Annotated in this window: 21 protein-coding genes; 12 read left to right on the forward strand and 9 right to left on the reverse strand. The window is 59.0% G+C overall.

The window, feature by feature from the left end; translation table 11 throughout:
* Positions 1-177 precede the first annotated feature (177 nt).
* The 4 genes from J3U87_RS17865 (at position 178) to J3U87_RS17880 (ending at position 5,467) form a co-directional block, all read left to right on the forward strand.
* Positions 178-528: a YciI family protein gene (locus tag J3U87_RS17865; RefSeq protein WP_237384417.1), complete on the forward strand. Its 351-nt coding sequence runs from the start codon at positions 178-180 to the stop codon at positions 526-528.
* On the forward strand, positions 522-1,823 hold the full coding sequence (locus J3U87_RS17870; protein ID WP_237384418.1) for an RNA polymerase sigma factor: 1,302 nt from the start codon (positions 522-524) through the stop codon (positions 1,821-1,823). The genes J3U87_RS17865 and J3U87_RS17870 overlap by 7 nt, the downstream gene beginning before the upstream one ends.
* A gap of 124 nt (positions 1,824-1,947) precedes the next feature.
* Positions 1,948-2,613, forward strand: a complete 666-nt coding sequence (locus tag J3U87_RS17875; protein WP_237384419.1) for a DUF2461 domain-containing protein — start codon at positions 1,948-1,950, stop codon at positions 2,611-2,613.
* A 301-nt stretch (positions 2,614-2,914) separates the two neighbouring features.
* The gene (locus J3U87_RS17880; RefSeq protein WP_237384420.1) at positions 2,915-5,467 is read left to right on the forward strand and encodes a serine/threonine-protein kinase; all 2,553 of its coding nucleotides are present in this window, start codon (positions 2,915-2,917) and stop codon (positions 5,465-5,467) included.
* Positions 5,468-5,486: 19 nt separating this feature from the next.
* On the opposite strand, the gene J3U87_RS17885 is transcribed toward J3U87_RS17880, so the two are convergent.
* Positions 5,487-6,071, reverse strand: coding sequence for a thymidine kinase (locus J3U87_RS17885; RefSeq protein ID WP_237384421.1), 585 nt, complete (start codon positions 6,069-6,071; stop codon positions 5,487-5,489).
* Positions 6,072-6,488: 417 nt separating this feature from the next.
* Here J3U87_RS17885 and accC point away from each other — a divergent pair, with 417 nt between their 5' ends.
* The gene (accC, locus tag J3U87_RS17890; RefSeq protein ID WP_237384422.1) at positions 6,489-8,003 is read left to right on the forward strand and encodes an acetyl-CoA carboxylase biotin carboxylase subunit; all 1,515 of its coding nucleotides are present in this window, start codon (positions 6,489-6,491) and stop codon (positions 8,001-8,003) included.
* Position 8,004: 1 nt separating this feature from the next.
* Positions 8,005-8,508 (forward strand): biotin/lipoyl-containing protein, encoded by a 504-nt coding sequence (locus tag J3U87_RS17895; protein WP_237384423.1) that lies wholly within the window; start codon positions 8,005-8,007, stop codon positions 8,506-8,508.
* 36 nt (positions 8,509-8,544) lie between these two features.
* On the opposite strand, the gene J3U87_RS17900 is transcribed toward J3U87_RS17895, so the two are convergent.
* On the reverse strand, positions 8,545-9,006 hold the full coding sequence (locus J3U87_RS17900; protein WP_237384424.1) for a hypothetical protein: 462 nt from the start codon (positions 9,004-9,006) through the stop codon (positions 8,545-8,547).
* 331 nt (positions 9,007-9,337) lie between these two features.
* Between J3U87_RS17900 and priA the strand changes: the two genes are divergently transcribed.
* Positions 9,338-11,824: a replication restart helicase PriA gene (gene priA / locus J3U87_RS17905; RefSeq protein ID WP_237384425.1), complete on the forward strand. Its 2,487-nt coding sequence runs from the start codon at positions 9,338-9,340 to the stop codon at positions 11,822-11,824.
* A gap of 183 nt (positions 11,825-12,007) precedes the next feature.
* On the forward strand, positions 12,008-12,304 hold the full coding sequence (locus J3U87_RS17910) for a hypothetical protein (RefSeq protein ID WP_237384426.1): 297 nt from the start codon (positions 12,008-12,010) through the stop codon (positions 12,302-12,304).
* Between the two features lie 5 nt (positions 12,305-12,309).
* Here J3U87_RS17910 and J3U87_RS17915 read toward each other — a convergent pair whose 3' ends face one another.
* The 4 genes from J3U87_RS17915 to tssD form a co-directional block, all read right to left on the reverse strand.
* On the reverse strand, positions 12,310-13,659 hold the full coding sequence (locus tag J3U87_RS17915; protein ID WP_237384427.1) for a flippase: 1,350 nt from the start codon (positions 13,657-13,659) through the stop codon (positions 12,310-12,312).
* A 113-nt stretch (positions 13,660-13,772) separates the two neighbouring features.
* Complete coding sequence (locus J3U87_RS17920; RefSeq protein WP_237384428.1) at positions 13,773-14,537, reverse strand: inositol monophosphatase family protein; 765 nt, start codon at positions 14,535-14,537, stop codon at positions 13,773-13,775.
* Positions 14,538-14,662: 125 nt separating this feature from the next.
* Entirely contained in the window at positions 14,663-15,331 is a 669-nt protein-coding gene (locus J3U87_RS17925) for a JAB domain-containing protein (RefSeq protein ID WP_237384429.1), read from the reverse strand.
* Between the two features lie 229 nt (positions 15,332-15,560).
* Complete coding sequence (tssD, locus tag J3U87_RS17930) at positions 15,561-16,025, reverse strand: type VI secretion system tube protein TssD (RefSeq protein ID WP_237384430.1); 465 nt, start codon at positions 16,023-16,025, stop codon at positions 15,561-15,563.
* Positions 16,026-16,414: 389 nt separating this feature from the next.
* Between tssD and J3U87_RS17935 the strand changes: the two genes are divergently transcribed.
* On the forward strand, positions 16,415-16,912 hold the full coding sequence (locus J3U87_RS17935) for an FxsA family protein (protein ID WP_237384431.1): 498 nt from the start codon (positions 16,415-16,417) through the stop codon (positions 16,910-16,912).
* A gap of 24 nt (positions 16,913-16,936) precedes the next feature.
* Here J3U87_RS17935 and J3U87_RS17940 read toward each other — a convergent pair whose 3' ends face one another.
* Positions 16,937-18,910, reverse strand: a complete 1,974-nt coding sequence (locus tag J3U87_RS17940; protein ID WP_237384432.1) for an alginate lyase family protein — start codon at positions 18,908-18,910, stop codon at positions 16,937-16,939.
* A 175-nt stretch (positions 18,911-19,085) separates the two neighbouring features.
* Positions 19,086-20,441 (reverse strand): O-antigen ligase family protein, encoded by a 1,356-nt coding sequence (locus J3U87_RS17945; protein WP_237384433.1) that lies wholly within the window; start codon positions 20,439-20,441, stop codon positions 19,086-19,088.
* A 414-nt stretch (positions 20,442-20,855) separates the two neighbouring features.
* On the opposite strand from J3U87_RS17945, the gene J3U87_RS17950 reads away from it, so the two are divergent.
* From J3U87_RS17950 to J3U87_RS17960, 3 genes are read left to right on the forward strand one after another with little or no spacing between them, the layout of a single operon-like run.
* Positions 20,856-21,623 carry a class I SAM-dependent methyltransferase gene (locus J3U87_RS17950; protein WP_237384434.1) on the forward strand — a complete coding sequence of 256 codons (768 nt, stop codon included), beginning with the start codon at positions 20,856-20,858 and terminating at the stop codon, positions 21,621-21,623.
* Between the two features lie 17 nt (positions 21,624-21,640).
* Positions 21,641-22,615 carry an ATP-grasp domain-containing protein gene (locus J3U87_RS17955; protein WP_237384435.1) on the forward strand — a complete coding sequence of 325 codons (975 nt, stop codon included), beginning with the start codon at positions 21,641-21,643 and terminating at the stop codon, positions 22,613-22,615.
* Positions 22,616-23,281: an HAD family hydrolase gene (locus tag J3U87_RS17960; protein ID WP_237384436.1), complete on the forward strand. Its 666-nt coding sequence runs from the start codon at positions 22,616-22,618 to the stop codon at positions 23,279-23,281. It abuts the gene before it with no gap.
* 9 nt (positions 23,282-23,290) lie between these two features.
* Here J3U87_RS17960 and J3U87_RS17965 read toward each other — a convergent pair whose 3' ends face one another.
* Positions 23,291-24,430, reverse strand: a complete 1,140-nt coding sequence (locus J3U87_RS17965) for a glycosyltransferase (protein WP_237384437.1) — start codon at positions 24,428-24,430, stop codon at positions 23,291-23,293.
* Positions 24,431-24,577: the final 147 nt, after the last annotated feature.

The following is a 24,577-nucleotide window of genomic DNA, read 5'->3' on the forward strand; positions in this document are numbered from 1 at the left end:
CGGGGCGGCTCGTGCGTCCTTGGATTAGGAAGGGGTTCCGAGGAAGTCATCCCACCCAATCATTGACTTTCCAATCGGTTCTCCGCTATGGAAAGAACAAACTCTCGGAAGATGATGCGCGGTTCGGGCTTCGACGAAGTGCCGGCCGCGATTCGATATGACACAAGGAGTATGAACATGGCCCAGTATATGTTGATCCTGCACGATGCACCCACCGCGATGGAAGGCCTTTCACCGGAAGAGATCCAGTCGGTTATCGCCAAGTACAGCGCTTGGCGCGACTCGCTCGCCTCCTCGGGTATTCTGGTCGACGGCAACAAACTCAAGGATGACGGCGGTAAAAAGCTCAGCAACGAGAACGGGCGTATTTCGATTACCGACGGACCCTTCAGCGAGGCAAAGGAAGTGATTGGCGGGTACTTCATCGTCAATGCACCCAACTACGATGCCGCCATCGAAATCACCAAGGCCTGCCCGCACCTGGATTATGGCCGGGTGGAATTGCGCGAGGTGGACTTGGTGTGCTGAAGGAATCGCCGGACGACCCGGGTGGTGTAAGCCGCCTGGTCGACCACCTGTTTCGGCAACAGGCGGGTCAAATGGTCTCCACCCTGGCGCGTGTCTTTGGCAGCGAACACCTGGATCTCGCCGAGGACGTGGTTCAGGAAGCCATGCTCAAAGCCATGCGCCAGTGGCCGTTTTGCGGGGTTCCCGACAATCCGGCGGCCTGGTTGGTGACCGTCGCCAAGAACCGGGCCCTCGATCTGTTGCGTCGGAAAACCGTGTTCCGCGGCAAACGCGAGGCGATCGAGGCTACCCTGCTCGAGTGGCATGGCGAAACGAAGGGTCGCGGACCCGATGTCGGCGGGACCCGGTTCGACAGGGAGCTGCGCGACGATCAGTTGCGAATGATCTTTACCTGTTGTCATCCGGATATTCCCCACCAGAGCCGGGTCGCGTTGACCCTGAAAACGGCTGGCGGCTTCAGCGTATCGGAAATCGCGCGGGCGTTCCTGTGCAATCAGGGCACCATCGCGCAACGGCTGGTGCGTGCCAAGCGACGCATTCGGGAAAAGGGGATCGCGGTTACGATGCCGCTCCCCTCGGAACTCGAATCGCGACTCGATACCGTGCTTTCCGTGCTGTACCTCATGTTCAACGAGGGACACAGCCCCCACGAGGGCAGCGTCGTGATTCGTGCGGATCTCTGTCACGAGGCCATTCGGTTGGCCAGCCTGCTGGCCGATCATCCGGTCACGATGCGGCCGAAGGTGCACGCCCTGACCGCACTCTTCCTGTTTCAGGCGGCGCGCCTGCCGGCCCGGGCCGATGCGCATGGCGGTCTACTGCTGCTTTCCGAACAGGATCGGAGCTGCTGGGATCGTGCACTGATTGCGCGAGCCCTGCACCATTTCGAACGATCGGCGTTCGGCGACGAGCTGACGGCATTCCATCTCGAAGCCGAAATCGCCAGTTGCCACACGCTGGCCATCGATTCGGCCAGAACCGATTGGCCGCGGATCACGATGCTCTACGACATGCTGCTCAAAATCCGGCCCGATCCGATCGTGGCGCTGAACCGCGCCGTGGCGTTGGCCGAGGCGAAGGGTGCCGAAGAGGCGCTCGCCGCGCTGGACGAGTTGGCGGGGCACAGCGCCTTGGCGTCCTACTATCCCTACCATGCCGCCTGTGGTGAAATGCTGCGGCGACTGGGGATGGGCGAGGCCGCGGCAGATGCCTTTCTCAAGGCCCAAAGCCTCTGCTCCAGCGAACCGGTGCGCGTCTTTCTCCAGCGACGGGCCGAGGAGGCCCGTACCCGGTGAAGGATCGCGGTCGCGTGATTTGCATTCCCGGCATGCGATCCGTTGCAACCTCTCCCTTCCCATGCCGTTATGATCATGGAAACATCTACAGACCATCGATACCTTTTCCAAAGGAGTGCCTGCCATGGCTTTTCTGAGTGAAGAATTCTTTCGTTTTTTTGAAGAGCTGCAAAGCAACAACCGCAAAGAGTGGTTCCATGAAAACAAGAAGCGCTACGAGCGTTTCGTCAAGAAACCCTTTACGGAACTCGTTCAGGTCATGATCACCCTGATCAGCAACGAGGGGCCGGCCCTTTCCGTGGTGCCCAAGGAAGCGATGTTCCGTATCAATCGCGACATTCGTTTCGCCAAGGACAAGACGCCCTACAAAACCCACATGGGCGCCAACGTCGCGCCGGATGGGCGCAAGTGTAAGATTCCCGGGTTCTACTTTCAGGTAGGCAGCGGCGGTGTCATGGTCGCCGGCGGGAGCTATATGCTGGACAAGGATAGTCTTTACAAGGTGCGTCAAGCGATCGCCAAGGATCCCGAGGCGTTGGACGAGGTGCTCGCCTCCAAGGGTTTCCGCGACGCGTTCGGAGAGATCAAGGGCGACGCCAACAAAGTCCTGCCCAAGGAGTTCAAGGAGGTCCGCGAACAACAGCCCCTGATCGCCCGGAAGCAGTTCTACTACTCCGTCGAACTGCCGGCCGAGGAAGCACTCCGAGACGATTTGCCGGATCGATTGCTCGAGCTGTATCGCGCCGGGAAACCGGTCAATCTGTACCTGCGGGAAGCCCTGACCGTTTGAGCCGTTTTCGGAGGCGACCCGGCGTCGGCCATCGATCACCGCGAACCGCCCCAAGGAAACGTTCCTCGCGGTTCGTTTCCTTGGGGCTCGCGTGGACCGGTTCACGCGCGGACGCGCCTTCTCCCCGATTGACACAAGCGATCGCCTGCTTATCATGAGAATATCTTATGACAGTCGCTCGAATGACCCCATTCGATCCGAGCCGCCCTCGTAACCGGTGCGTTCGAGCCGATTGGTGCCGGCCGGTGTTCGGGGACCTCTCCCGAATGGGGCCGATTCTGGGAAACAGCAGGCGGTTTCGATGATCCAGGTAGGATCCCAACTAGGTCGATTCCAGGTCGTTGAGCGGATTGGTCAGGGTGCCAGCGGCGAAGTTTTTCGCGGCTATGACGACATGTTGGCCCGGCCGGTGGCGCTCAAGGTGCTTCGTCGCAAGCACCGCATGACGCGACTGGGTCGCACGCGCTTTCTACGCGAGGCCCGCGCACTTTCGACCCTGAACCACCCGAGTATTTGCAGTATCTACGATTTTTTGGAAATCGACCGCGAAGACCTGCTGATCCTGGAATACATCGATGGCGAATCGATGAAACACCGGCTCGAGCGGGAATCGGAAGTGGCACTGGCCACGCGGCTCGATTGGGCGTTGCAGTTGGTGGAGGCGATGGCCGTCGCCCATCAGGCCAATATCGTGCATCGCGATCTGAAGCCCGACAATTTGTTGATCACCAAAGACGATCGCCTGAAAATATTGGACTTCGGTTTGGCCGTGGCGCGTGATGCGGAACCCGAGGAAGGAGAAAGAGATCGGGATGCGCGGGCCATCAGCCTCGATCCCAACGAGACCCATCACGGTACCCTGTTGGGGACTCTCGCCTACATGGCCCCGGAACAGGCGCGTGGCGAGCGGGCCACGACCGCCAGCGATGTCTATGCGTTGGGTTTGGTGCTGCAGGAGCTGTTCACCGGCGAGTCCGCCTACGTGGACACCCAAAACGTCGGTGCCCTGTTGAACCGCGTCGAACGGGCCGAGACCCGGCCCATCGACGGACAGGCGCTGGGTTTGGACGGCGATTTGGTCCGCCTCGTCGAGCGCATGACACAGGAAGATTCGCGGTTGCGTCCCACTGCCGGGGAAGCCGGGAGACTCCTCCGCCAAATCGCGCAGGAACCGCGGACCAAGCGCCGCCGTTTCCAAGTCGTGACGACCGTCTTGGTCACCCTCGCGCTCATGGTCGCGAGCTACGGTCTGGCCCTGCTTCATCGATCCGAGAGCCGAAGTGCCGACGTGCCGCGCACCCGCGTCATCGCCTTCCTGCCCGTGGCGAACTACCTCCCCGAAAACGAAAGTGCATGGGTTCGCTACGGGCTGCTGGAAATGGTGCGCGAAGGGTTTCCGGCCCGCGCCGACACCTACCTGATCGAAAGCGAGCGCCTCGAACGGGCATGGGGCGAAGCCGCTCCCGTGGGACACGATCAGCTCGATGCCGAGCGCATCCGCCGTCTGGGACGCGCTCTGGGTGCCAACATCTTCGTGGCCGCGGACTTGAGCCGGCGAGGACGGGCCTATCGACTGGAGTACGGCGTCTACACCCGGTCGGGTCTCGTCTTCGACAGCTCCGCCCAGAGCGAGGATTTCAGTCAACTCACCACGGATGTGACGCGCGATATCGCCCTCAAATTGGGCTACGTCTCCGAGCGCGAGGACAGCTCCTTCTTTCCGTCGATCGACCCCATCGCCAGCCAAGTGTACGGGGCCGGGCTCCACCAATACCTCGTCGAGGGACCGCGTGTTGCGCGGCACTATTTTCAGGTTTGTTACGATCGCGACCCGACCTTTCTGCAGGCCCTCTACTACCTGGGCCGCTGCGAGCTTCGCCTTGGCGACAGCGAGGCGGCCGAACGGTACTTTCACCAGGTGCTACCCCAGGCGCGGGCACGTGGCGACCGATTGCTGGTGGCCGATTGCCTGCACCAAATCGCGCGGATCGACAGCGATGCGGCCGAATTCACCGAAGCCGAGAAGCTGTTCGAAGAATCGATGACCATCTATCGCGAACTGGGGAACTTGAACGGCGTCGCCAAAATTCATCTGGGTTTGGCGATGAGTCACTACACCCAGGGTGACGAACGGCTGGCCGAGATCCACGGCCGGGAAAGCTGGCTCTTGCGTCGTCGCACGGGCAATGCCCACGACGAGGGTGTGGTCATCAATTTCCTGGGCATCGTCGCCATGGACGGTGGGCGGCTCGAGTTGGCCGAACAACGCTTCAAAGAGGCCCGCCGCATTTTTCAAGACATCAACCAACCCCAATTCGAGTTGCTGATTCTGGGCAATCTGGGCCTGGTCGCCAAGGCGCGCGGCGATTTCGGGGAAGCCGAGCGACTCATGAACATTTCCCTGGAATTGTCGGAGCGCACCGGTGATTCCCGCAACACCTTGTTGTTGCAGAGCCATTTGGCCGATTTGAAGGCGGCGCGCGGACAAACCGAGGAAGCGCTTTCTATCTATCGAAAGGTGCTCGAGCGGGCCAGCAAGATGAGCAACGAGGAACTGGTGGTCACCGCTTTGGCTTCCATGGCCGGCGTTCATCTCGATCTCGGTGAAATCTCCCTTGCCGGTGCCTGTTTGGAACGGGTTGGGGCCTCGTCCGTCTACATCCAGGACCATTACGAAACCCTGTTCGTTCTGGGCCGCTATCAGGCTTCGATCGGTGAGCGGGAAGCGGCCCTGACCACTTTGGAACGTGCGAAGCGGGAGGCCAAAGAGGCCTGGAGCGATACCATGGAAGACTTTCGGCGCGAGCTGGCATCCGATCTGGGCCGGGTCGAGACCGACAAGGGTGGCGGCTGAGGCGCCGTACCCCCGAGACTCAGATCTCGGTTTCCGGCAGGATGTCCAGTTTGACGTAGTAGCAGTCGTGGCAGGTCGGGAGGTACTTTTCCTCCGCACCCAGATCGATCTTGGGCCCGCTGAGTGTGGGCTCACCGTCGAGCAGCTTCAGGTTGAAGATCGCCTTTTTATTGCAGTAGGCGCAAGTGGTCTTGACCTCCTCGATCGAGTCGGCCAGTTCCATCAGGCGGCGCGAGCCCTCGAAGAGCTGGGTTTTGAAATCGGTGCGCAGGCCGTAGCAAATGACGGGAATCGAAAGGGTTCGCGTGATCTGGCGCAGCCGTTGAATGTGGTGGGCGGCCAGGAACTGGGCTTCGTCCACCAGAATGCAATCCGTCTCCTCGAAGAGATCGTCGTCCAGTACCGTGTCGTGGTGAATCATGATGTCGGCCGGCTTTTCCAGGCCCGCGCGCGAGCGGATGGTGGCGACCGTCCAGCGTTGATCCAGCTCCGGTTTGATCAGGATCGGGCGCTTTCCCTGGATTTGGTAATTATGGGCAACGGCCAGCAAATTCAGGGTTTTGGCACTGCCCACCGTGCCGAAGCGAAAATAGAGTTTGGCCATGCGAAGCTCCCGAGGTGGCGATCCGGCTGTGACCCGGAGGACGCGGCCCACGGGTTGGAACCTGTGATAGAAGCTTTCACCTTAGTCGCAATGAAGCATGGTCGCAAGGGCAAAACATCGGTGTCGTAGGGCCGGGGATCCGTCGTGCCCAATCCGAACGGGGAATCGATATGGGGTTTCCATTCCTGGCGTGAAGCGCCCGTCGACCTTCCGATTCTTTGGATCACGTTGATCTTTTCAGGCTCCACATGGCAGAATGGGGCGTTCTCGATGAGACATCCCATGCCATCGTGTTTTACAGGCGAGTCGCGCCGTTCGGCCTTCACGCCGGGTTTTCCATCCGATCGTTCCGCTTGCATCGGTTCCCAGCCCCGCCGTGCTTCGCGCGGGAGCCAAATACCTTATTCGAGTTTGCCCATGTTCAAGAAAGTTTTGATCGCCAACCGTGGCGAAATTGCGATCCGCGTGATTCGTTGTCTGCGCGAACACGGTATCGAGTCGGTTGCCGTGTATTCCGATCCCGACCGCCACAGCCTCGCCGTTCGTTGGGCTCACGAGGCGGTTCATTTGCCGGGCACCCTCAGTGCCGACACCTACATGAACATCGAGCGCGTCATCGAGGCCGCCAAGCGTACGGGATGCGAAGCGATTCATCCCGGTTACGGGTTTTTGTCGGAAAAGGCCGAATTCTCCAAAGCCTGTCGCGATGCCGGAATCACCTTCATCGGACCGCACCCCGATTCCATATCCCAAATGGGCGACAAAACCACGGCCCGCGCGCTGATGATGGAAGCCGGAGTGCCCGTGACGCCCGGTTTCCAGAACGAGAACTGCGATCGTGAAGAGGCGTACGCGGCGGCACGGGAAATCGGGTTTCCCGTCATGCTGAAGGCTTCGGCCGGCGGCGGCGGTAAGGGCATGCGCCTGGTGCGCGATCCCGAAGAGTTTCGTTCCGCTTACGATTTGGCTGCATCCGAGGCGGCCAGCGCCTTCGGCGATGATCGCGTCTATGTCGAGAAGCTGATCGAGAACCCCCGTCACATCGAGGTCCAGATCGCCTGTGACAAACACGGCAACGCCATTCACCTGGGCGAGCGCGAGTGTTCCGTTCAGCGCCGCCACCAGAAAGTCGTCGAAGAGGCGCCTTCGCCCGCGGTGACACCAGAGATTCGGGAGCGCATCGGCCAAATCGCCGTTCGGGCCGCCCAAGCGGTCGATTACGATTCGGTAGGCACCGTGGAATTCCTGATGGACCCGGACGGGAACTTTTATTTCATGGAAATGAATACCCGGCTCCAGGTGGAACACCCGGTGACCGAATGGATCACGGGCGTCGATCTGGTGCGGCTCCAGCTTCAGATCGCCGCGGGGGAGAAGTTGCCGTTCACGCAGGACGACATCCAAATCAGCGGGCATGCCATCGAGTGCCGCGTTTACGCCGAGGATCCCGAAAAGAATTTCATGCCCTCGCCCGGGAAGATCACCAAGCTGATGACGCCCAGCGGCCTGGGCGTTCGCGACGACTCGGGGGTCTACGCCGGGTACGAGGTTCCCATTTATTACGATCCCATGATTTCCAAACTCACCACCTGGGGCAAGGACCGGGAAGAGGCGACCGCCCGCATGTCGCGCGCATTGGGCGAGTACAAGGTGGGCGGCATTCGCACCAATCTCTGGTTCCACCGCGCCTTGATGCAGCATCCGGATTGGCAGGCCGCAAACTTGGACACCGGTTTCATCGAGCGCCACCCCGAGCTGCTGGTCAAGGGACAGAACGAGGATCATCTTCACATGGCGTTGATTGCGGCGGCCATTCGTCAGTATCGCGACGAAGTCAAATCGGTGACCCGCCAGGGCCAAGCTGCAACCGAAACCTCGAATCAATGGAAAGCCAGCGCACGCCTGGCCGTCATGCGCCACCGGAGTTTGTGAAATGGAATTGATCGCTAACGTCAATAAGCAGCAGCACAACCTGACCATCGAGCAGAAAGGGGAACATACCTATCTGGTCACCATCGACGACCAAGTCTACGAAGTCGATTGTATCGAGGTCATGGACAACCTGTTTTCCCTGGTTCACGACCAGAAATCCTACGAAGTGCATACCCATCGAACCAAGTCCGGCAAGATCGAGACCCATTTTTACGAGGACAGCTTCGAAGTCGAACTGGCCGATCCGATGAAGTTGCTGCTCGACCAGGCCATGGGCGCCGGTGTCCGCGGTCCGGTGGCACTCGAAGCGGCGATGCCGGGCCTGGTTCAGCGGATCCTGGTCAAGGAAGGTGACGAGGTCGAGGAAGATCAGGGCCTTCTGGTTCTGGTCGCGATGAAGATGGAAAACGAGTTGGGAAGTCCCAAGGCCGGCAAGATCAAAAAGATCCTGGTCAAGGAAGGAGAGAACGTGGAGAGTGGGGCCAAGCTGGTCGAAATCGAATAGCGTGCCCAAGGAGCTCGATCGGCGTCAAGACCACGGCTACTTTCGGAAGGCCCTTCTTCGGTTGGGTGCCGGTTCGTTGACCAACTTGATTTCGCAATCGGTCGTCACCTGGTTCGCTCCTTCGCGGAAGAAGTCGTCCGAATGGCAGATGATGTGGAACTTGAGGGTGGAATCTACCGAGTAGGTGGATTTGTCCGGAAAAGTCTTCATCTTTGAGGTAATGCGGCCGCCCCGTTCCATCTGCTCGAACCGCGAAAAGCTCCTCGACCCATTGGTTCCGGCTTCGGTACGGGAAGCCGGGGGGTGACTTGCTCTCGGGCTCGCAAAGCCCCCGATGCGGCCGGTGAGGCACTTCTTGAAAAACGCCAGTGGCTTGTGGAAGCACAGGGTCCCGATCTTCGAGAGAAGACCCTTGGGGGTGGTCGGACGACGATCGCCGTCGTGTTGTATGCCAAGTTCGTTCAGGACCATGTAGGGATGTTTCGAAAATGTCTTCATGGTGACACCTCTATTAAGCCTGATTTTCAGGAGGTGCGAATCTCCTGGTTTTTTGTGTGTTTTCTTGTGGAGCTGTTTTGTGGGGAGGAGCTCCTGTTACCGAGTTTCATTGTGGGTCCCAAGTGTGGAGGAAAAATGGAAGGAAGCGGGAAAATTCTTTCGAGTGCGAAGATTGGTATTCGCTCCTTCCGCAAATGGAGCCTCGGATCCTGAAGGGAAAATCCGGCTCCCGGGCAGGTGGTGATGCTGGAGAGCGCATGGTGCGCTCACCGCCAAATCCTCCCCCGATGGTGTATCCTTTTCTACTGATCTGCATGCCATGGAGGCATCTGTGCCACAAGGTGAAAATCTGTTCGGAGAATTGGAATCCAATGAGCCGTGGTTGGTCGAGGTCGCCCTACCGGTTCCCTTGCGCCAATCTTTCACCTACAAAATACCGACTCGGGATTACGACCCGGCCGATATCGTGCGGGGATTGCGCGTCTTGGTGCCTTTCCGCTCCAAGCTTCTCAACGGCGTGACGGTCGGCGATGCCTATCGCTCCGGGGACCACCATCCCCGTACGCGTTTCTTGGTCTCCTGTGAACTGGGCCATACCGTATTGGCCCCGGAAATCTACGAATTGATCGATTGGATGACGCGCTACTATCGCGCGCCGATCGGGGAAGCCGCCAAATTGGCGCTTCCACCCGGGATTCTCAACGAGAAGGAAATTCAATTCGCGCTGACCGAGTCGGGGCGGGACTATATCGAAACCTCGCCGGACGGGGTGCTGTTGGGACAGTTGGCCGGTGGACCGGCGACCCGCCGCGAGTGGAACCTCAAGGCCAAAACGGAGATCAAGCTGGAGGACATCCGCCATTGGGAGGACCAGGGTTTTTTGCGGATTCACGCACGCGATCAGGAGAAGGAGAGCATTCCCCACATCACCGTGGTGGCACTGACGGAGGCGGGGCACAGCTCCGACCTCGACGCATTGAGCCGAGCCGTCAAGCAGCGCGAGGTATTGCTCTGGCTGCGCAGCTATCCCCGAGAGGTCGTGACCTATCGCGAGATCAACGAGGCATTTTCCAACGGAACCGCCATGATCGCGCAACTGGTCAAGCGCGGGCTTTGCGAAAAGCGGCGCATTCCCAAATACGAGCTGGTCTTCAACCAGGAGCACTTCGAGCCCGACGAGATCAAGACCCTGACCGACGAGCAACAAAACGCCTTCGATCAGATCGTCGCATCTTTGGAGGAACGGTCGTTTCGCTCCTTTCTGGTGTTTGGCGTCACCGGGGCGGGCAAGACCGAGGTGTATCTGCGTGCGATTCAGCATTGTCTCGAGCAGGGCCGCCAAGCCCTGTTCCTGGTCCCGGAAATCGCCCTTACCCCGCTCATGCATCGCCGCATTCGCGACCGCTTCGGCGAGCGCTTGGCGATTTTGCATTCGGCGGTGGGCATGTCTCAGCGTTCCGAGGCCTGGGCCAACGTGCTGGCGGGCAAGGTGGACGTGGTGCTGGGCGCTCGTTCGGGTATCTTTGCACCGCTACCCAGGCTGGGTCTGGTCATCGTCGACGAAGAGCACGACCAGAGTTACAAGCAAAACGACGGCATTCGCTACCATGCTCGCGATCTTGCGCTGGTTCGCGCCAAAATGGCGGGTGCCACCGTCGTTCTCGGCAGTGCGACACCCAGCCTGGAATCCTGGCAGAACTACCACAATGGTCGCCACGGGTTGATCACGCTCACCAAGCGGGCCACACGGGCCCCGCTGCCCGCGGTGGAAGTCGTCGACATGTGCGACGAATTCAAGGCCCAGCGCCGCCGGCCCCTGCTCAGTCGCCGTTTGCGCGAGACGATGCGGGCCACCCTCGAGGCGGGACACCAGGTCATGATCCTGCTCAACCGCCGGGGCTATCACAGTTTTCTCCTGTGTCGCAAATGTGGTCATGTGGAGATGTGCCGTCAGTGCGAGGTGAGTCTGACCTACCACCGCACCGATCGCCACCTGCGCTGCCATTATTGCGGCGAGTCGCGGGCGGTCCCCGAGGCCTGTTCCGCCTGTGGCGCCAGCGGCGCCGGGCTCCAGTTCTTCGGCGAAGGGACCCAGCAGATCGAGGAGTTGATCCAGAAGGAGTTCCCTGAGTTCGTGGTGGACCGGTTGGACCGCGACCGGCTCAGCGCCCGTGAGGCCGGGCAGAAGATCTTGGAGAAGTTCGAGAACCGGGAGACCCATATCTTGGTGGGGACCCAGATGATCGCCAAGGGACACGATTTCCCCAACGTGACCCTGGTCGGTATTCTCAACGCCGATCAGGGGCTGCGTATCCCCGATTTTCGCAGTGCCGAATACGTGTTCCAGCTCATCACCCAGGTAGCCGGACGCAGCGGTCGGGGAGAAAACCCCGGGTACGTCATCATTCAAACCTACATGCCCGACCACTACAGTATCGTGCATGCCGCCAACCACGACTTCCTCTCGTTTCTCGGCAAGGAGATCCGTTACCGGGAGCACCTGTTCTACTCGCCGTTCGCCTACATGATCAACATCATGGTGACCCACACCGACGATCAGAAGGCCTACGGTGCGGCCCAATGGATGGCGGCGCAACTGGGTCGCCAAAAGGATCGGAATCGAATGGTGATCCTGGGGCCGACCAAGGCGCCCATCGGCAAGATCAAAGGGGCTTTTCGATATCAGATCGTCTTGAAGTCGGGTGAGCGAACCAGCCTTCATCGCCACGCGGATGCGGTGGTGGAAGCGTGCGTGGCGTGGGGCATGATCGCGCGCCCGGCGGTAATTCTCGACATCGACCCCTACCAATTTTTTTAGTTATTGGGAATCCCGTTCGAAAGGTCTTTATGGTAGGCTGCTAACGGTATGATCCGATTAGCCGCCCGAGTTCGGAAGTCTCACCAACGCACACAGAAATCCATGGAACCACTTGTTTTTTGAAGTTTTACAATTCCAACTCCAGCGGTAAACACGGACACCTATATCGATCAAGGCTGGCGAATGAAGTTATTTTGTCGACACTGCCAGGCAGTCTTTTCTCCCGAGGAACTTCTCGAAAATTGCACCCAGAGTTGGCCGGACCAGCATTGGGTCTATTTCGTGTGTCCGGAATGCCACAAGGGCATGAATCTAGAGGTCAAAAACGAATTTGTGTTCGTCGGTTTCCTGGACGGCGGGCCCGGCTCTTCCTTCATCTACGAGCGTGGCTACACCATCGAAGGCCTGCGTGTGGAACGCGAAGGAAATGATTTAACGATTCACTACGGTTCACACACCCGACGCATTCCCAGCAAATAGAGGCCTCATTTCGCCCCGGTCGCCACCGCCGCCGTATGGGTCAATTTGATCAGCAAGGGTAGGTAGCAAAGAATCGTTGCGCCCGCGGCCAGCCAGGGGTTGTCGAAAGTGAAGAACAGGATGCCGACCAGCGCCAGGGGCAGCGACAGGAAGCACCACTTGAACACGAGTTCCGGTGAGCGGCGTCCCCAGCACACCCAGGTGAAGAAGATGAAGGCCTCGGTGACGAGGGTCATGCCCGCCGCACCGGCGGCGCCGTGGCGGGGAATCAATAGGATGTTGCCGACGATGTTGATCAGCGCGGCCAGGATCCCGGACCACAGGGCGAAGCGCTCGCGACCTTGGGAAAACAACCAGCGGCTCAGAATGCCGTTCGCGAACATGAAGGGCAGGCCCGCGGCAAGGATGTAGAGCAAGGGGAGTGCACCCGCGAAGCTTTCGCCGGCCAGGAGGGTTCCCACCGGTTCACCGAACACCCACATACCGCAAACGCCGCATGCCGCGATGACGACGAGCAGGGAAAACGCCATGTCGAAGAGGCGCGCCCGTGTGTCGGGGTCGGCTTTGACCAGGCGGGGGTAGAGGACCGCGGCGACTGCGCCGCTGATGAACAGGGTCCCTTCGACCAGGTCGTAGGCGTTGGCGTAATCGCCGGCGGCCCGTTCTCCGGCCATCGGGACCAGCATCACCTGATCGATCCGGAAATAGAGTACGGTGACCAGGGTATAGGCGCCCATGGTCAGGAACGATTTCCAAGCGCTGGGATCGGGATCGGCCACCGATTCCGGGATCAGCTTCCAGGCGCGCCAGCCGTACAGCAGGCGAAGGGCGAGAATCCCCGCGAAACACCAGGCGAACAGGTTCAGATCGGGGTCGGGAACGATCAGTGCGGCCAGACCGGCGACGAGCGCGAAGCCGCCCACCTTGAAAAAGGACATGAGCGCCAATTGGTCCGTCTTCGATTTTCCCTCGAAGACCGCTTGTTCGGCGAGGGCGATGCCGTCGAAAACGAGTGCCGCACCGAAGGCGGCCGAGGCGAGCCAGGGATAGCCGCTCAGCGCAACGACGCCGGCCCCGATGAGCAGGCACAACAACCAGGGCCCGGTCTTGGCCCGAAACAGAAAACTGACGGCATGGCCGCGGGTGATGCGGTTGGCGGCCACGGCCCGCGACAACCAGACTTCGAAACCCATGTTCGCGAAGACCGAGAGGATGCCGAAGAGGGAGAAGAGTGACGCCCATACGCCTTTGGCTTCGACACCCAGATAACGGTTCAGGTACCAGAGGGCGAAGAAAACGTATAGAAGCCGCCCGGTCAGATGGGCGATGTGCAGAAGTAGAATGGACTTGACCAAATGGCGTCCTTTTCATCGATGGAAATGGCTGGGCGGAAGCGACGGATGACTTCGGTACGATCGCTGGTGGCCGGTCACCGTTTCGCCGCAACGGCGTGACCATGGCCTTCGGGTCAACGAATCCGTTCGGTGGTTTCCTTCAGCAGGCCGGGCGTGCAGGCGATGACCTTGCCCTCGTGAAGGTCGAAGGGGGCCCCGCCGATACCTGCCAGCCTACCGCCGGCTTCCGTGACGATCAAGGAACCGGCCGCGATGTCCCACGCATTCAAACCGTCTTCGACGTAGAAATCGAAACGACCCGAGGCAATGTAACACAAATCCAACGCCGCCGAACCCAGGCGCCGCAGGCCCCGTGCGTGTTGCAGGAAATCGGAGACGCGATCGAGCAGTTCGTTCTTGCGATCGCGTCGATCGTAGGAGAAACCCGTCACACCGAGCGCTTCACCCATGTTCGTCTCGCCGGACACCGCGATCGGACGCCCGTTGAGGGTGGCGCCCTCGCCGAGATGCGCCTCGAACCACTCGTCCTTCACCGGATCGAACACGATGCCCGCGACGACCTCGCCCGCCTTGGCTAGCGCGATCGATACCGAGAAGTGGGGAAAACCGTGCGTGAAGTTGGTGGTGCCGTCCAACGGGTCGACGATCCACTGATACTCGTTGCTTCCCGAGTGACTGCCGCTCTCTTCCGCCAGAATGTGATCGTCGGGAAAGTGGCTGCGAATGCCTTCGATCACGATTTTCTCCGCGGTCTCGTCGGCCACGGTGACCAAATCCAGAGCCCCTTTCTTGCGGACCGCCACACCGGTGCGAAAATGCCGCAGCAGGCATTCACCGGCCCCAGCCGCGACCTTTTTCATCAACAACTTTCGATTCATGAAGCGCTCCTTGGCGATGGGGATTCCAATCCGTGTGCATGATACCCGATTTGACCGTTCCGTGCTGTTTGGTCTTTGCAATGCGGGTCCTGAAGCGAATCGCGCCTGGACCGGGAAACCCTCCTTTACAGGAGCCCGTGGGCGGCGAAACTGAAATGATCGCGGTGATTGAAAATGATGTGATCGAACAAATGAATGCCCAGCACCGCCGCCGCTGCGTTCAGGCGCCGTGTGATTTCGTGGTCGGCGGAACTCGCCTCGATGGTACCGGCAGGGTGGTTGTGGGCCAGAATGATGCCGGCCGCTCGATCGGTGAGTGGGTCGGCGAAGACCTCCCGCGGATGGATCAGGCCGCGGTTGGCCAGGCCAACCGTGACCACCCGAATGGCCAACACCTCGTTGGCGCCGTTCAGTGAGATACACAGCAAGTGTTCCTGACGGCGATCGGCGTAAATCCGAATCAGTGGCAGAATGTCCGTCGGTTCCATGATCCTGAATCCCGCCGGATGAATGCGTCGGCGGCAGAACTCCAGCGCCGCCAGAAGCTGGGCAGCCCGGGCCGTGCCGATGCCGGGAATCTCGCACAGCCGTTCCAGACGCAACGGTTCCGGTGCCGCGTCGAGTGTTTCCAGGGTCAACCGGGCCAGGCGCCACAGCGAAATGCCGCGCGCACCTTTTCCGAGGACCACGGCCAAGAGTTCCAGATCCGACAGGGCATGCGGTCCCTTTTGGACCAGTTTTTCCCGAGGTCGGTCCGGAGTGGGAATATCGAGAATCGGTTTGGGCTGTCTCACGGTGTTACTCCCGCGAGACCTGAAGGGGATCGTCCCCACGATTCTACCCGATCGTTCGCGCTCTTTCAGCACTTCGGTGCCGATTTTTATTTCCAAAATAGAAAGGGCCCCCTTTCGGGAGCCCTTGCGATAAGAATGGAACCGGGAGAAGCATAGCGCTTCTGGTGAATAGACCCGGCGCTTTGTGAATCGGATCGGTCGGGGTATGCCCCGTCGAAGCCGTGGCTGTTTACTTGTTGTCGTGACGGTCCATTACTTCGATGCCGTCTTCGTTGTAGCAATAGGTTACTTCGCCGTATACCAGGGAAATTTCGTCTTCATCGACATAATTGCCGGAGTGGGGCGCGTGAACGTGCATTTTGTAGGTACCCACTTTGATGACTTTCAGTTCCTTGAACTTGATGGTGAAGTACTCGAACTGGTCGCCCTTGATGTCGGGCTTCACCATGTGAACAGTGAGGTCGGCCATTTCCAGGTTGTTGAACAGGTGCTGATAGAAGCCGGGAGTATGCTTGCCGGTTTCAGAGCGGAAGATGAAAGGCTGACGAGTGCGGCGGCCTTTGATGTTGTTGTCCAGTTCGGAAACGGGCAGTGCGGAGCTGACGCTCATTTCGTGAACACGGATTTGGCCTTCGAAACCCGCGTCGGGGGATTCACCGGCAATGGGACACTCGATATAAGCATAGTTGGTCATGTCGATCTCTCCTGTAGTGTTGTCGCGAAAGTGGATCGCTTGTTGGGAAACCCTAATAGCGAGGGTTGTGCCAACTTTGTAAATCGATGTGAAAAAGCGAGTTGAGCGATTGCCCCTGAAAATGTGTTTTGTTTTCTGTTTGTAATGCGGGAACCGTGTTCGCGATGTCGAACAAGCTTTGGCAGCCTGGGGAACCCAAATGCGGAACAACGGATGCCGCATCCTGAACAGGCACTCTCGTCGTTCGACATTGGTGCGTCTCCCGCGATCACGTGGGAGCCGTGGCTACGTCCCCTTTCGATAAGGGTTCCCGCCGGCTCCATTGCACCGTGGATGACGGAAAATGACGGGAATGTTATGCTGGCTCGGTAAAGGGGAGGCACGGGATCATGGGATTTGTCGCACGGTTTTTTCTGTTGGTTTTCGTGCTCACGATGAGCGAATTCTACCTGTTGATGTTTGTCGCACAACATACGTCCCTGCTGCTCACGGTGCTCCTGAGTGTGTTGACGGGTGTGCTGGGTGGCATGCTGGTACGAGCCCAGGGGCTGCGCTGTCTTCGCGACATTCAGCGTGCGATGGCGGCCGGTGAGATCCCGGCCAATGAAATCGTCTCCGGTCTGATTCTGGTCGTGATCGGCACCTTGTTGCTCACCCCGGGTTTCATCACCGACACCTTGGCCTTCACGATGCTCGTGCCGCCCATCCGTCTTTGGACTGCCAATCGCCTGGTGGGCTACTTCAAGAAGCGCGTTGTCTTGCACAAGAGCGGTTCCTTCGGTACAGGGGCCTCGGGATTTCGCCGTTCACCCGATGGCGGCGTGGTGATCGATGTGGAAGGGGAAGATGTCGCGCCGTCGCCCAACGGTCGTATCGATTCGCCCTGATTATTTCGAGTCCAAGGGCGAAGCTCAGATCGCCTCGTCGTTCGCGGTTTTTTCTTCGATGAGGATTTCGGTGGTCAGCACCGCTTCCCGTTCCACCGTGACCGTCAGTACCGGGATTCGCGAACGTTCCCAATAGTGTCGCGACTCCCATTCCTCCACCAGCGCCATGCGTGGCGATTCCGTGGTCGCATGGATCCTGATTTTGGCCATCGAGGAGCGGGCCCCGGTGGGCGTCAAAACCCAATCGCCGGGCATCAGGCGCCAGCGGAGCGTCGCCGAGTCGTCGAATCCCGCAATGCGATCCGTGATACACCAGCGGGATTCGGTGGCCGTGATTTCGCGAATGTGGAGACAGCCCCGATCGTCGCGATAGCTGCCGGCCCACTGTAGTCCTTCTTCGCCTCGGTGGAGCGGCTGATTCTCCTCCACGTTGGTCCAGCAGCCGAACAGGAATTTTCCAATCCTGGGCATCTGGTCGCGGTCTTCGAACGTGACGCAGTTGTGGCTGGGCGTTCCGGAGAGGAATCGGTAACAGGTGTCGTCGTCGTTATAGCTGTAAGAGCCCGAGTCTCGCAGCAGATTTCGTCCATCCACCCATAGATCCAGATGGAGCGCATCGGCGTGGGCCGGTCGGAATCGATTCTTCGTGGCGCGAACAAATCCTCTGGTTCGACCGGTGTCCATGAGAACCAGACCGAACTCGGGGAACGACTTGGAAGGGCGTTCCGGCGGCTTGGCCGGGTCGTCCAGAGGGTGACCCAGCCAGAACAGGGTCTCGTCATAAGGGCCCGGTTCGTAGAAGCGCTGGCCGTGAAAAAGCCAGGCCGCCCATTGGACCGAAGGGCGGAAGTCGCGGTATCCGCAGGAGCTGAGGCGAAAAACGAAAGAGCCGTCGTTGGTTCCGAGGTTGGGGGCATCGCCGCTCTGTGGGTCGGTCAGGTGATAGAGCCACATGGTTGCCGCACGCAACCGTGAGAGAACCTCATCGGCGAAAGAGGGCAGTTTCCAGGCTTGGCGGAAGTGCTCCACCAGGGAATAGGTGTCCAGCATCAAGCGGTGGTAGGTAGTGGAATACTGGGAAAACCCACCGTCGGGAGTGATGAGTTTGAGAGCCCGTTCTTCCAGGAGGCGTCGGCCCATCTGGGCCCATTTTTCACCAGTGGCGCGGTGCTGGGGCGAGGCGGAGACGCGCAGGAGCCAGTTGCCTGCCAGAAACAGTCCCGCGGCCTCGCTGGTACCGTGGTTGTTGTCCTGAGCCAGGGCGTAGCGGATATTGCCGGCGATGCGTCTACCGTGCTCGTAGGCGAACCGAATCGTGGCTTCGCGCGGCTGTTCCAAGCTGTCCAGCAGCCAGCCGGTCAGCATCACGTGCAGCAGACGCAGGGCGGTTTCCTGCCCGCATTTCCAATTGGGACCGAGGTTGCTGGGGTTGCGCTCCGTCCAGTCCGCGAGCCACGCATTCAGGAATTCCAGGTGTTGGCGCTCCCCGGTAATGCGCCAGGCCCGGGCGAACAGGGGCGCCCAACCGAACCGGGACGCTTCCCATATGTTTTTGATGTCGCCCTGGCCGCTATCGAAGTCGTTCAAGGCGGTCCAATGCCGCTGGGGGTTACCGGCTCCCGTGCCATTGAAGGGGTTTGCGAACCAGTTCGGCGGCGAGCCCACGTGCTTTTCGTGGCGACCGTAGTACAGGACTCGCCCGCGATGCAAGGCGCCCACTTCCGCCAAGAGCGGACGCCACCACGAATCGGGCAGCTCGGTGGGCTCCGATGATTGGGGCTCGAAAAAGATGTCGCACCAGGGGGTGCCGCTCGGGAAGCTCCAGCGCCGCAGCCCGCTTTTCAACGTGGCGCGGTAGAAGGCTACGTAGAGCACGTTGCGCCAGCCCAACAAAGGCAAGGTGCGGGTCAGGTATCCCAATCGTTCGAAAAACGCAGGTGCGGCCTTGGTTGGTGGTGCCGAGGTCGACACGACCGTGTCTGTCGTGTCCGGATTCAAGCTCATCCTTTCCTGATGGGCAGGATCTGAGTCAAAATTGTCGATCATCGAAAGAACCCTCTATTTCGGCACGATTACCAGCAGGAATCGGGAATGTATTCCGAAACATGTGTCGATCTGTCGGCCGAAGTCGGGATGTTGAAAACCTGAGAAACTGATAATCCATGTAGGCCCGTTAACGAGGGAGGGTCTCACTCAATCCGCTGCGAGCGGCCATGAGCGGCATTTGCCGAGGCGATTGGGGAGCCTGGGCCCTGGTGCTCTGTTGGTGCAACTCGTTTCCGCGTCGATCGACCCGCGCGATCAGATAGCCGACGATGCCCCAGAAGATGGCACTGTTCTGAAAGCTGCCGAAAATCGCGTTTGGAGAGAACATCGCCACGATAATGGCGCTGGGGACCACCAGGGACAGGTTTTGCAGGAAGGCTTGTTCGTGTTCGTTGGGAAAGTAGAGACGGATCCTGCGTAATCGCATGGAGATGAAATAGAGAATCATGCTGAAGACGACCGGGTAGATGATGCCCGCTTCGCAGGCCATTTTCAGCCACACGTTGTGAATCGTCTGGTATTCGAACCCGAAGCGACGCAGATCCACCTGACCGAAGCCGTAACCCGTGAGCGGGCGATCGAGCAGCAGTTCGAACCCGAGAATGTACCCGTCGACCCGTCCGGAAGAAAACTTGGAGACGTTGTCCATCGTGATCGTGTCGGAGCGCAGGCGGTGTAGTTTGAAGTGTTGCTCGTATTTATCGCTCAGCGTGACGCCCAAGCTCAAAATGACCAGAAGGGTCATGGCGCCGAACCATTTGTTGACGATCCGCGAGGCGAACACGATCACAGTGAACAGCCCCACGAGCATGCCGGTGCGTCCACCGGTCAGAAGAATGGTACCCAGGATGTTCATGCTCATCAGCGTGGCCATGAAATAGAAGCGAAAGCGCGGGGAGCCCTGGGGCGTCTGTGAGGCGCGCCAGAAAATGCAGGCCAGCGCAATCGGGTAGAACAGGCTCACGCCGTTGCACCAGCCGGTCCTGGCGTAGGCGAACCCCACCATGGAAGGTGCCAAGCCGCCATGGGGCATCGGGGCGGTCCAGTTGGGGAAGCCGGTAAAGTACGATTGTATGGTGATAAACGAGAGAATGGTGATGATGCAGGCCCCGCGCCAGAAGATCTGGATGCAATCATGGCGCGACCTGCCGAGATTGTAGAAGGTCCATACGAAGACGAAGGGTAAGGCCGAATCCAACAACCAGCGCATCCCGCTATCCGCCGTGCCTTGAACCACACCCGGAATCGCGCTGATCATGAAGAGCATCATGCCCAAGGGCCCCAGCAGGCCGCCGATCAGGAAAAAATTCTTGAAGCGCACCGAAGTGTGCACGACGACGATCAGAACGCCCACCGTCACGAGCATGAACTTGAACAGGTAGACGTGACCTGGTGCAAAGTTGCCAAACCAGAAAACAGGTGCGGTGCCCAGATATATGGAAAAGATCCAGCTAATGATTTGATCTACGGGGTTTTGCTTCATGCGTGAGTACTTTCGGGCGCCCGGCAACTTTGGGCTTTCCGGTGCGACACCGGAAATGGACTTTGTCGTGAGGGCTCCATAGGTCAGCGAAAAGGTTCTCCTATCTTAGCACCGAACTACGGGTTGAACAGCCCGACTTGGTTTCGATGTTCCCGAACCGATCCCAATCGAGGCGACCGCCGAAGTTCGATCCCCGATAGCGGAAGTGGGTTGATCGAGGTAGATGTGCCCGCGGGGATCAACTGAACGTCGGGGAAAGGCCCCAATTTAATCTGTCTGGGTCGTGTTGAGATTGTAAGTGGCGTGAATCGAGTCTGTTACTTGAAGTCGCCTGCACAACTCACGCAGTTCAGGTATAATCTGCCGTTCCCTTTTCAAAACAAATCTCATTTCTCGAAACCAGGATTGACTGGCATGAAGACACAGATCGGCGAAAAAAATCCATTCGGGACAAATCGTTACGGATTTTTATGGGAGGTCCTGAACCGAGAGGAAAAGGGCTGCCACCTGGATTTCGGTGCCTACGATGGAACCGTGATCAAGAAACTGGCCGAAACGGGCGTGATCGAGAAGGGGGTCGGCGTCGATCTCAACAAGGAGGTCGTCTCGCTTTCCGAATCCGGCATGCCGGAAAACACCTCCCTGAAATTGATCGCCGCTGGAAAACCGCTTCCCTTCGACGACGATACTTTCGATTCGGTCAGCATCCTGGATGTCATCGAACACATCCACGACCAGGAATCGATTTTGAAAGAGCTGTATCGGGTGTTGAAGCCCAATGGCCTGTTCATCATCACGGTGCCCCAAAAGCATTTGTTCTCTTTTCTGGATCTGGGCAATTTGAAGTTCCGCTTCCCCCGCCTCCATCGCCACTACTACGTCAAGAAATATGGGTTCGAGGCCTACAAGCATCGCTATGTCGATTGTGCCAACGGCCTTTTCGGCGATATCGAGAAAGAAAAAATGTGGCACCAGCATTTTTCGCCACGAGAATTGGGTGATTTGTTGGCGAACTGTGGTTTCAAGGTCGTATCCTTCGACGGCGCCGGCTTTTTCTTCCGACCCATGCGCGCGCTCGGATACGCGCTGCCCCGTTCCATCAAAGGATGGTTCCGGGGGTTCGTGCGGGTGGACGAGAAGGCGTTCGCCAAGTGCCACCTGTTTTGCCTCGCGGCCAAGTAATGCTGAAAGAGGATCACATGGAGAACTGCAATATCTTGTTCACGAGTGTCGGCCGACGGGTTTCCCTGGTGAAAGGGTTCCGCGCCGCCCTGGAGCGCATGGACGTGAAAGGTACCTTGTTCGGTGCAGACCTGAAGACCAATGCGCCGGGCCTGTTCGTCGCGGACGAAAGGGTGGCGGTGCCGCGCTGCAACGATCCCGAATACATTCCCGCGCTTCTCCGGTTGTGTCGCGAGCGCGAGATTCGCCTGCTGATTCCGTTGATCGATCCCGAACTGCCGGTGTTGGCGGAAACCCGCGCCTCGTTTCAGGAGATCGGTACCACGGCTTTGGTGTCGGGACCGGAAACGGTGGCGATTTGCCGCGATAAGCGCGATACGGGGGCCTTTTTCGAAAAGGCCGGTGTGTTGACGCCCGTCATTTTCGACATCGACGAGGTGTTGGCCTCGGATAGCCCATCCTTTCCCTACCTGTTGAAGCCCGCCGACGGGAGTTGCAGCCAGGGGGTCACCGTCATTCGCAACAAGCGGGAACTGGCATTTTTCCGGGAGTACGTGCCCAATGCGATTCTGCAGGAATTGCTCGTGGGTAAGGAATACACGATGGACGTGTTCACCGACCTCGAAGGTGGGGTTCATTGTGTGGTGCCGCGTTGGCGCATCGAAACCCGTGCGGGCGAAGTGAGCAAAGGTCGAACGACCAAAGACGTTTCCGTCATGGAGGCGTGTAAAAAAGTGGTCGAGGCCCTACCCGATGCCAGAGGTTGTATCACGGTTCAGTGTTTCGTCGACAGAGATGGCGTCATCAAATTTACCGAGGTCAATCCCCGCTTCGGCGGTGGGGCACCCTTGGCGATCCAGGCCGGTGCCGCCATGCCTCGATGGTCGATCGAGCTTTCCCTGGGACGCCGCCTCGGCTCCTATTTCGATGGCTGGCAGGATGGCCTGACCATGCTCCGTTACGACGATGCCGTCTTTGTCGAGGACTTGTAGATGGAACGTGTCCTGGTTTTCGATTTGGACGATACCCTGTATCCGGAGCGGGATTTCGTCAAAAGTGGTTTCGGTGCCGTCGATGCCTGGCTGCATGAGCATCGGGGCGGGCCCGATTTTTTTGAGCCTGCCTGGCGATTGTTCGAGCGGGGTGAGCGCGGCACCATATTCAACCAGGTCCTCGATGCTCGTGGCGTGGATTACGATCGAGCCTTCATACGACAGTTGGTCGAGGTCTATCGCTCGCACCGACCTGACATCCAGCTTCATCCGGATGGGGCCGCCGCCCTCGAACGGCTTGGGAGAACCCATGTCCTCGGCTTGATTACCGACGGTTTTCTGGAAACGCAGCGGAACAAGGTGGCGGCCTTGGGGATCGAGCCGGTCTTTCGCTGCATCGTCTATTCGGACGAGGGCGGGCGTGAGGCTTGGAAGCCCAGTCAGATCCCTTACAGACGCATCATGGACGGTTGCGAGGTGACCGGCGAAAGATGCATCTACGTCGGCGACAACCCCACCAAAGATTTCGTCACCGCCAAAAAGCTGGGATGGCTGACGATCCAGATCCTACGGTCGGATGGCGAGTACCGAAACCTGGATGTGGCGCCGGAATTTCGAGCCCACCACCGGATCGAATCCCTGGACCGATTGGACGTTTTGCTCTGAAAAGAGGCCCTATTCCGCGATGATGCCTTTATCCATGCGTACGGCTTCGAATGCCTGGATGAAGTTCTCGACCATGTTGTTGATGTTGTACTTCGTGTCCACCACCCGGCGCGCCGCCTGGGACATCGCGGCCTGTTTCTGTCGGTCGCTGAGCAGTTCGATGAGGCAACGGGCGAGGTCCTCGGGATCCCGTTCCTTGAAGAGCAGGCTGTTTTCACCCTCGATCAGGGCCTCGGCCTCGGTGCTGTGATTGGTGCGGTTGTCGTGGGTGACGACCGGAAGGCTGCAGGTCAAGGCGTGAACGCCACTCAGGCCGATGTTGCCTGGATAGACGAACGCCTCTGCCACCCGAAACCAGGGAACCAGTTTCTCCTGATCGAAAATGGCGCCTTTGAAATGAACGAAATCTTCGAGGTTCAGCTCTTTACAGCGGTTCTTGAAGGTTTCGCGCTCTTCGCCGTCACCGATGACCACCAGCCGTGTATTCGGGTGTTTTTCCAATATGGCGGGCATCGCCGTGAGCATTTCGTTCAGGCGGCTCTTCATGGTGAGTCGGCCGCAAAACAGCAGGATTCGATGGTCGGCGAGACCTTCCTCCCCGCGAAAGGCGACCAATCGTTCCGGGCTCCATTTCTGGAGGTGCTGGTCGACCGTTTCGGTGTCGATGCTGTTGTCGGCGGCGTAGAGCTTTTCGGTAATCAACCCCATGTTGCGGAACGTCTCGATGTCCTGCCGGTTGTAAAACATGACCGCATCGACCCGACGCATGAATTTGCAGCGCACCCGGTGGCGGAACTGGGTGGTTCCGGGCATGGATCCGATGCCCCACCAGATGACACAGACCCCTTTTCGTCGGGCTTGGTAAATCAGCAGGATGTTGCTGATACATCTCGGGTTACCCATCAAAACCAAGATATCGCCGCGCTGCAGATCGTCCAGCAGGTTGGTTCGGTACTGCCAGTAAAAGACACCGAAGATGGAATAGGCGGAAAGGGCTTCCGTCGGGAAAGGGTAGGAGGGACTGTTGTGGGGCCAGGTCGGGTCGTAGTAGACCTTGGCGTCGACTCCCGGTGTCTCGGCAATCTTGCGGTAGAACGCCACGCGGTAATGCGGAATCATGAACTGAATGATCCTTACACGGTAAGTCAATGCTCACTGCTCCTGATGATGTTTCGTTGGGTTGAGTTTGCCGAGAGTTTAGCATAAGGCCGGGCTGACCGGTGTCTCTTGATGTACGTTCCTCTTTTGTGAAGAAAGCATGAGAAATATTTGGTTTCAAATTTCAATTTGGGTGCG

The sequence above is a fragment of the Sulfidibacter corallicola genome (genome assembly GCF_017498545.1).
Classification (GTDB): domain Bacteria; phylum Acidobacteriota; class Holophagae; order Acanthopleuribacterales; family Acanthopleuribacteraceae; genus Sulfidibacter; species Sulfidibacter corallicola.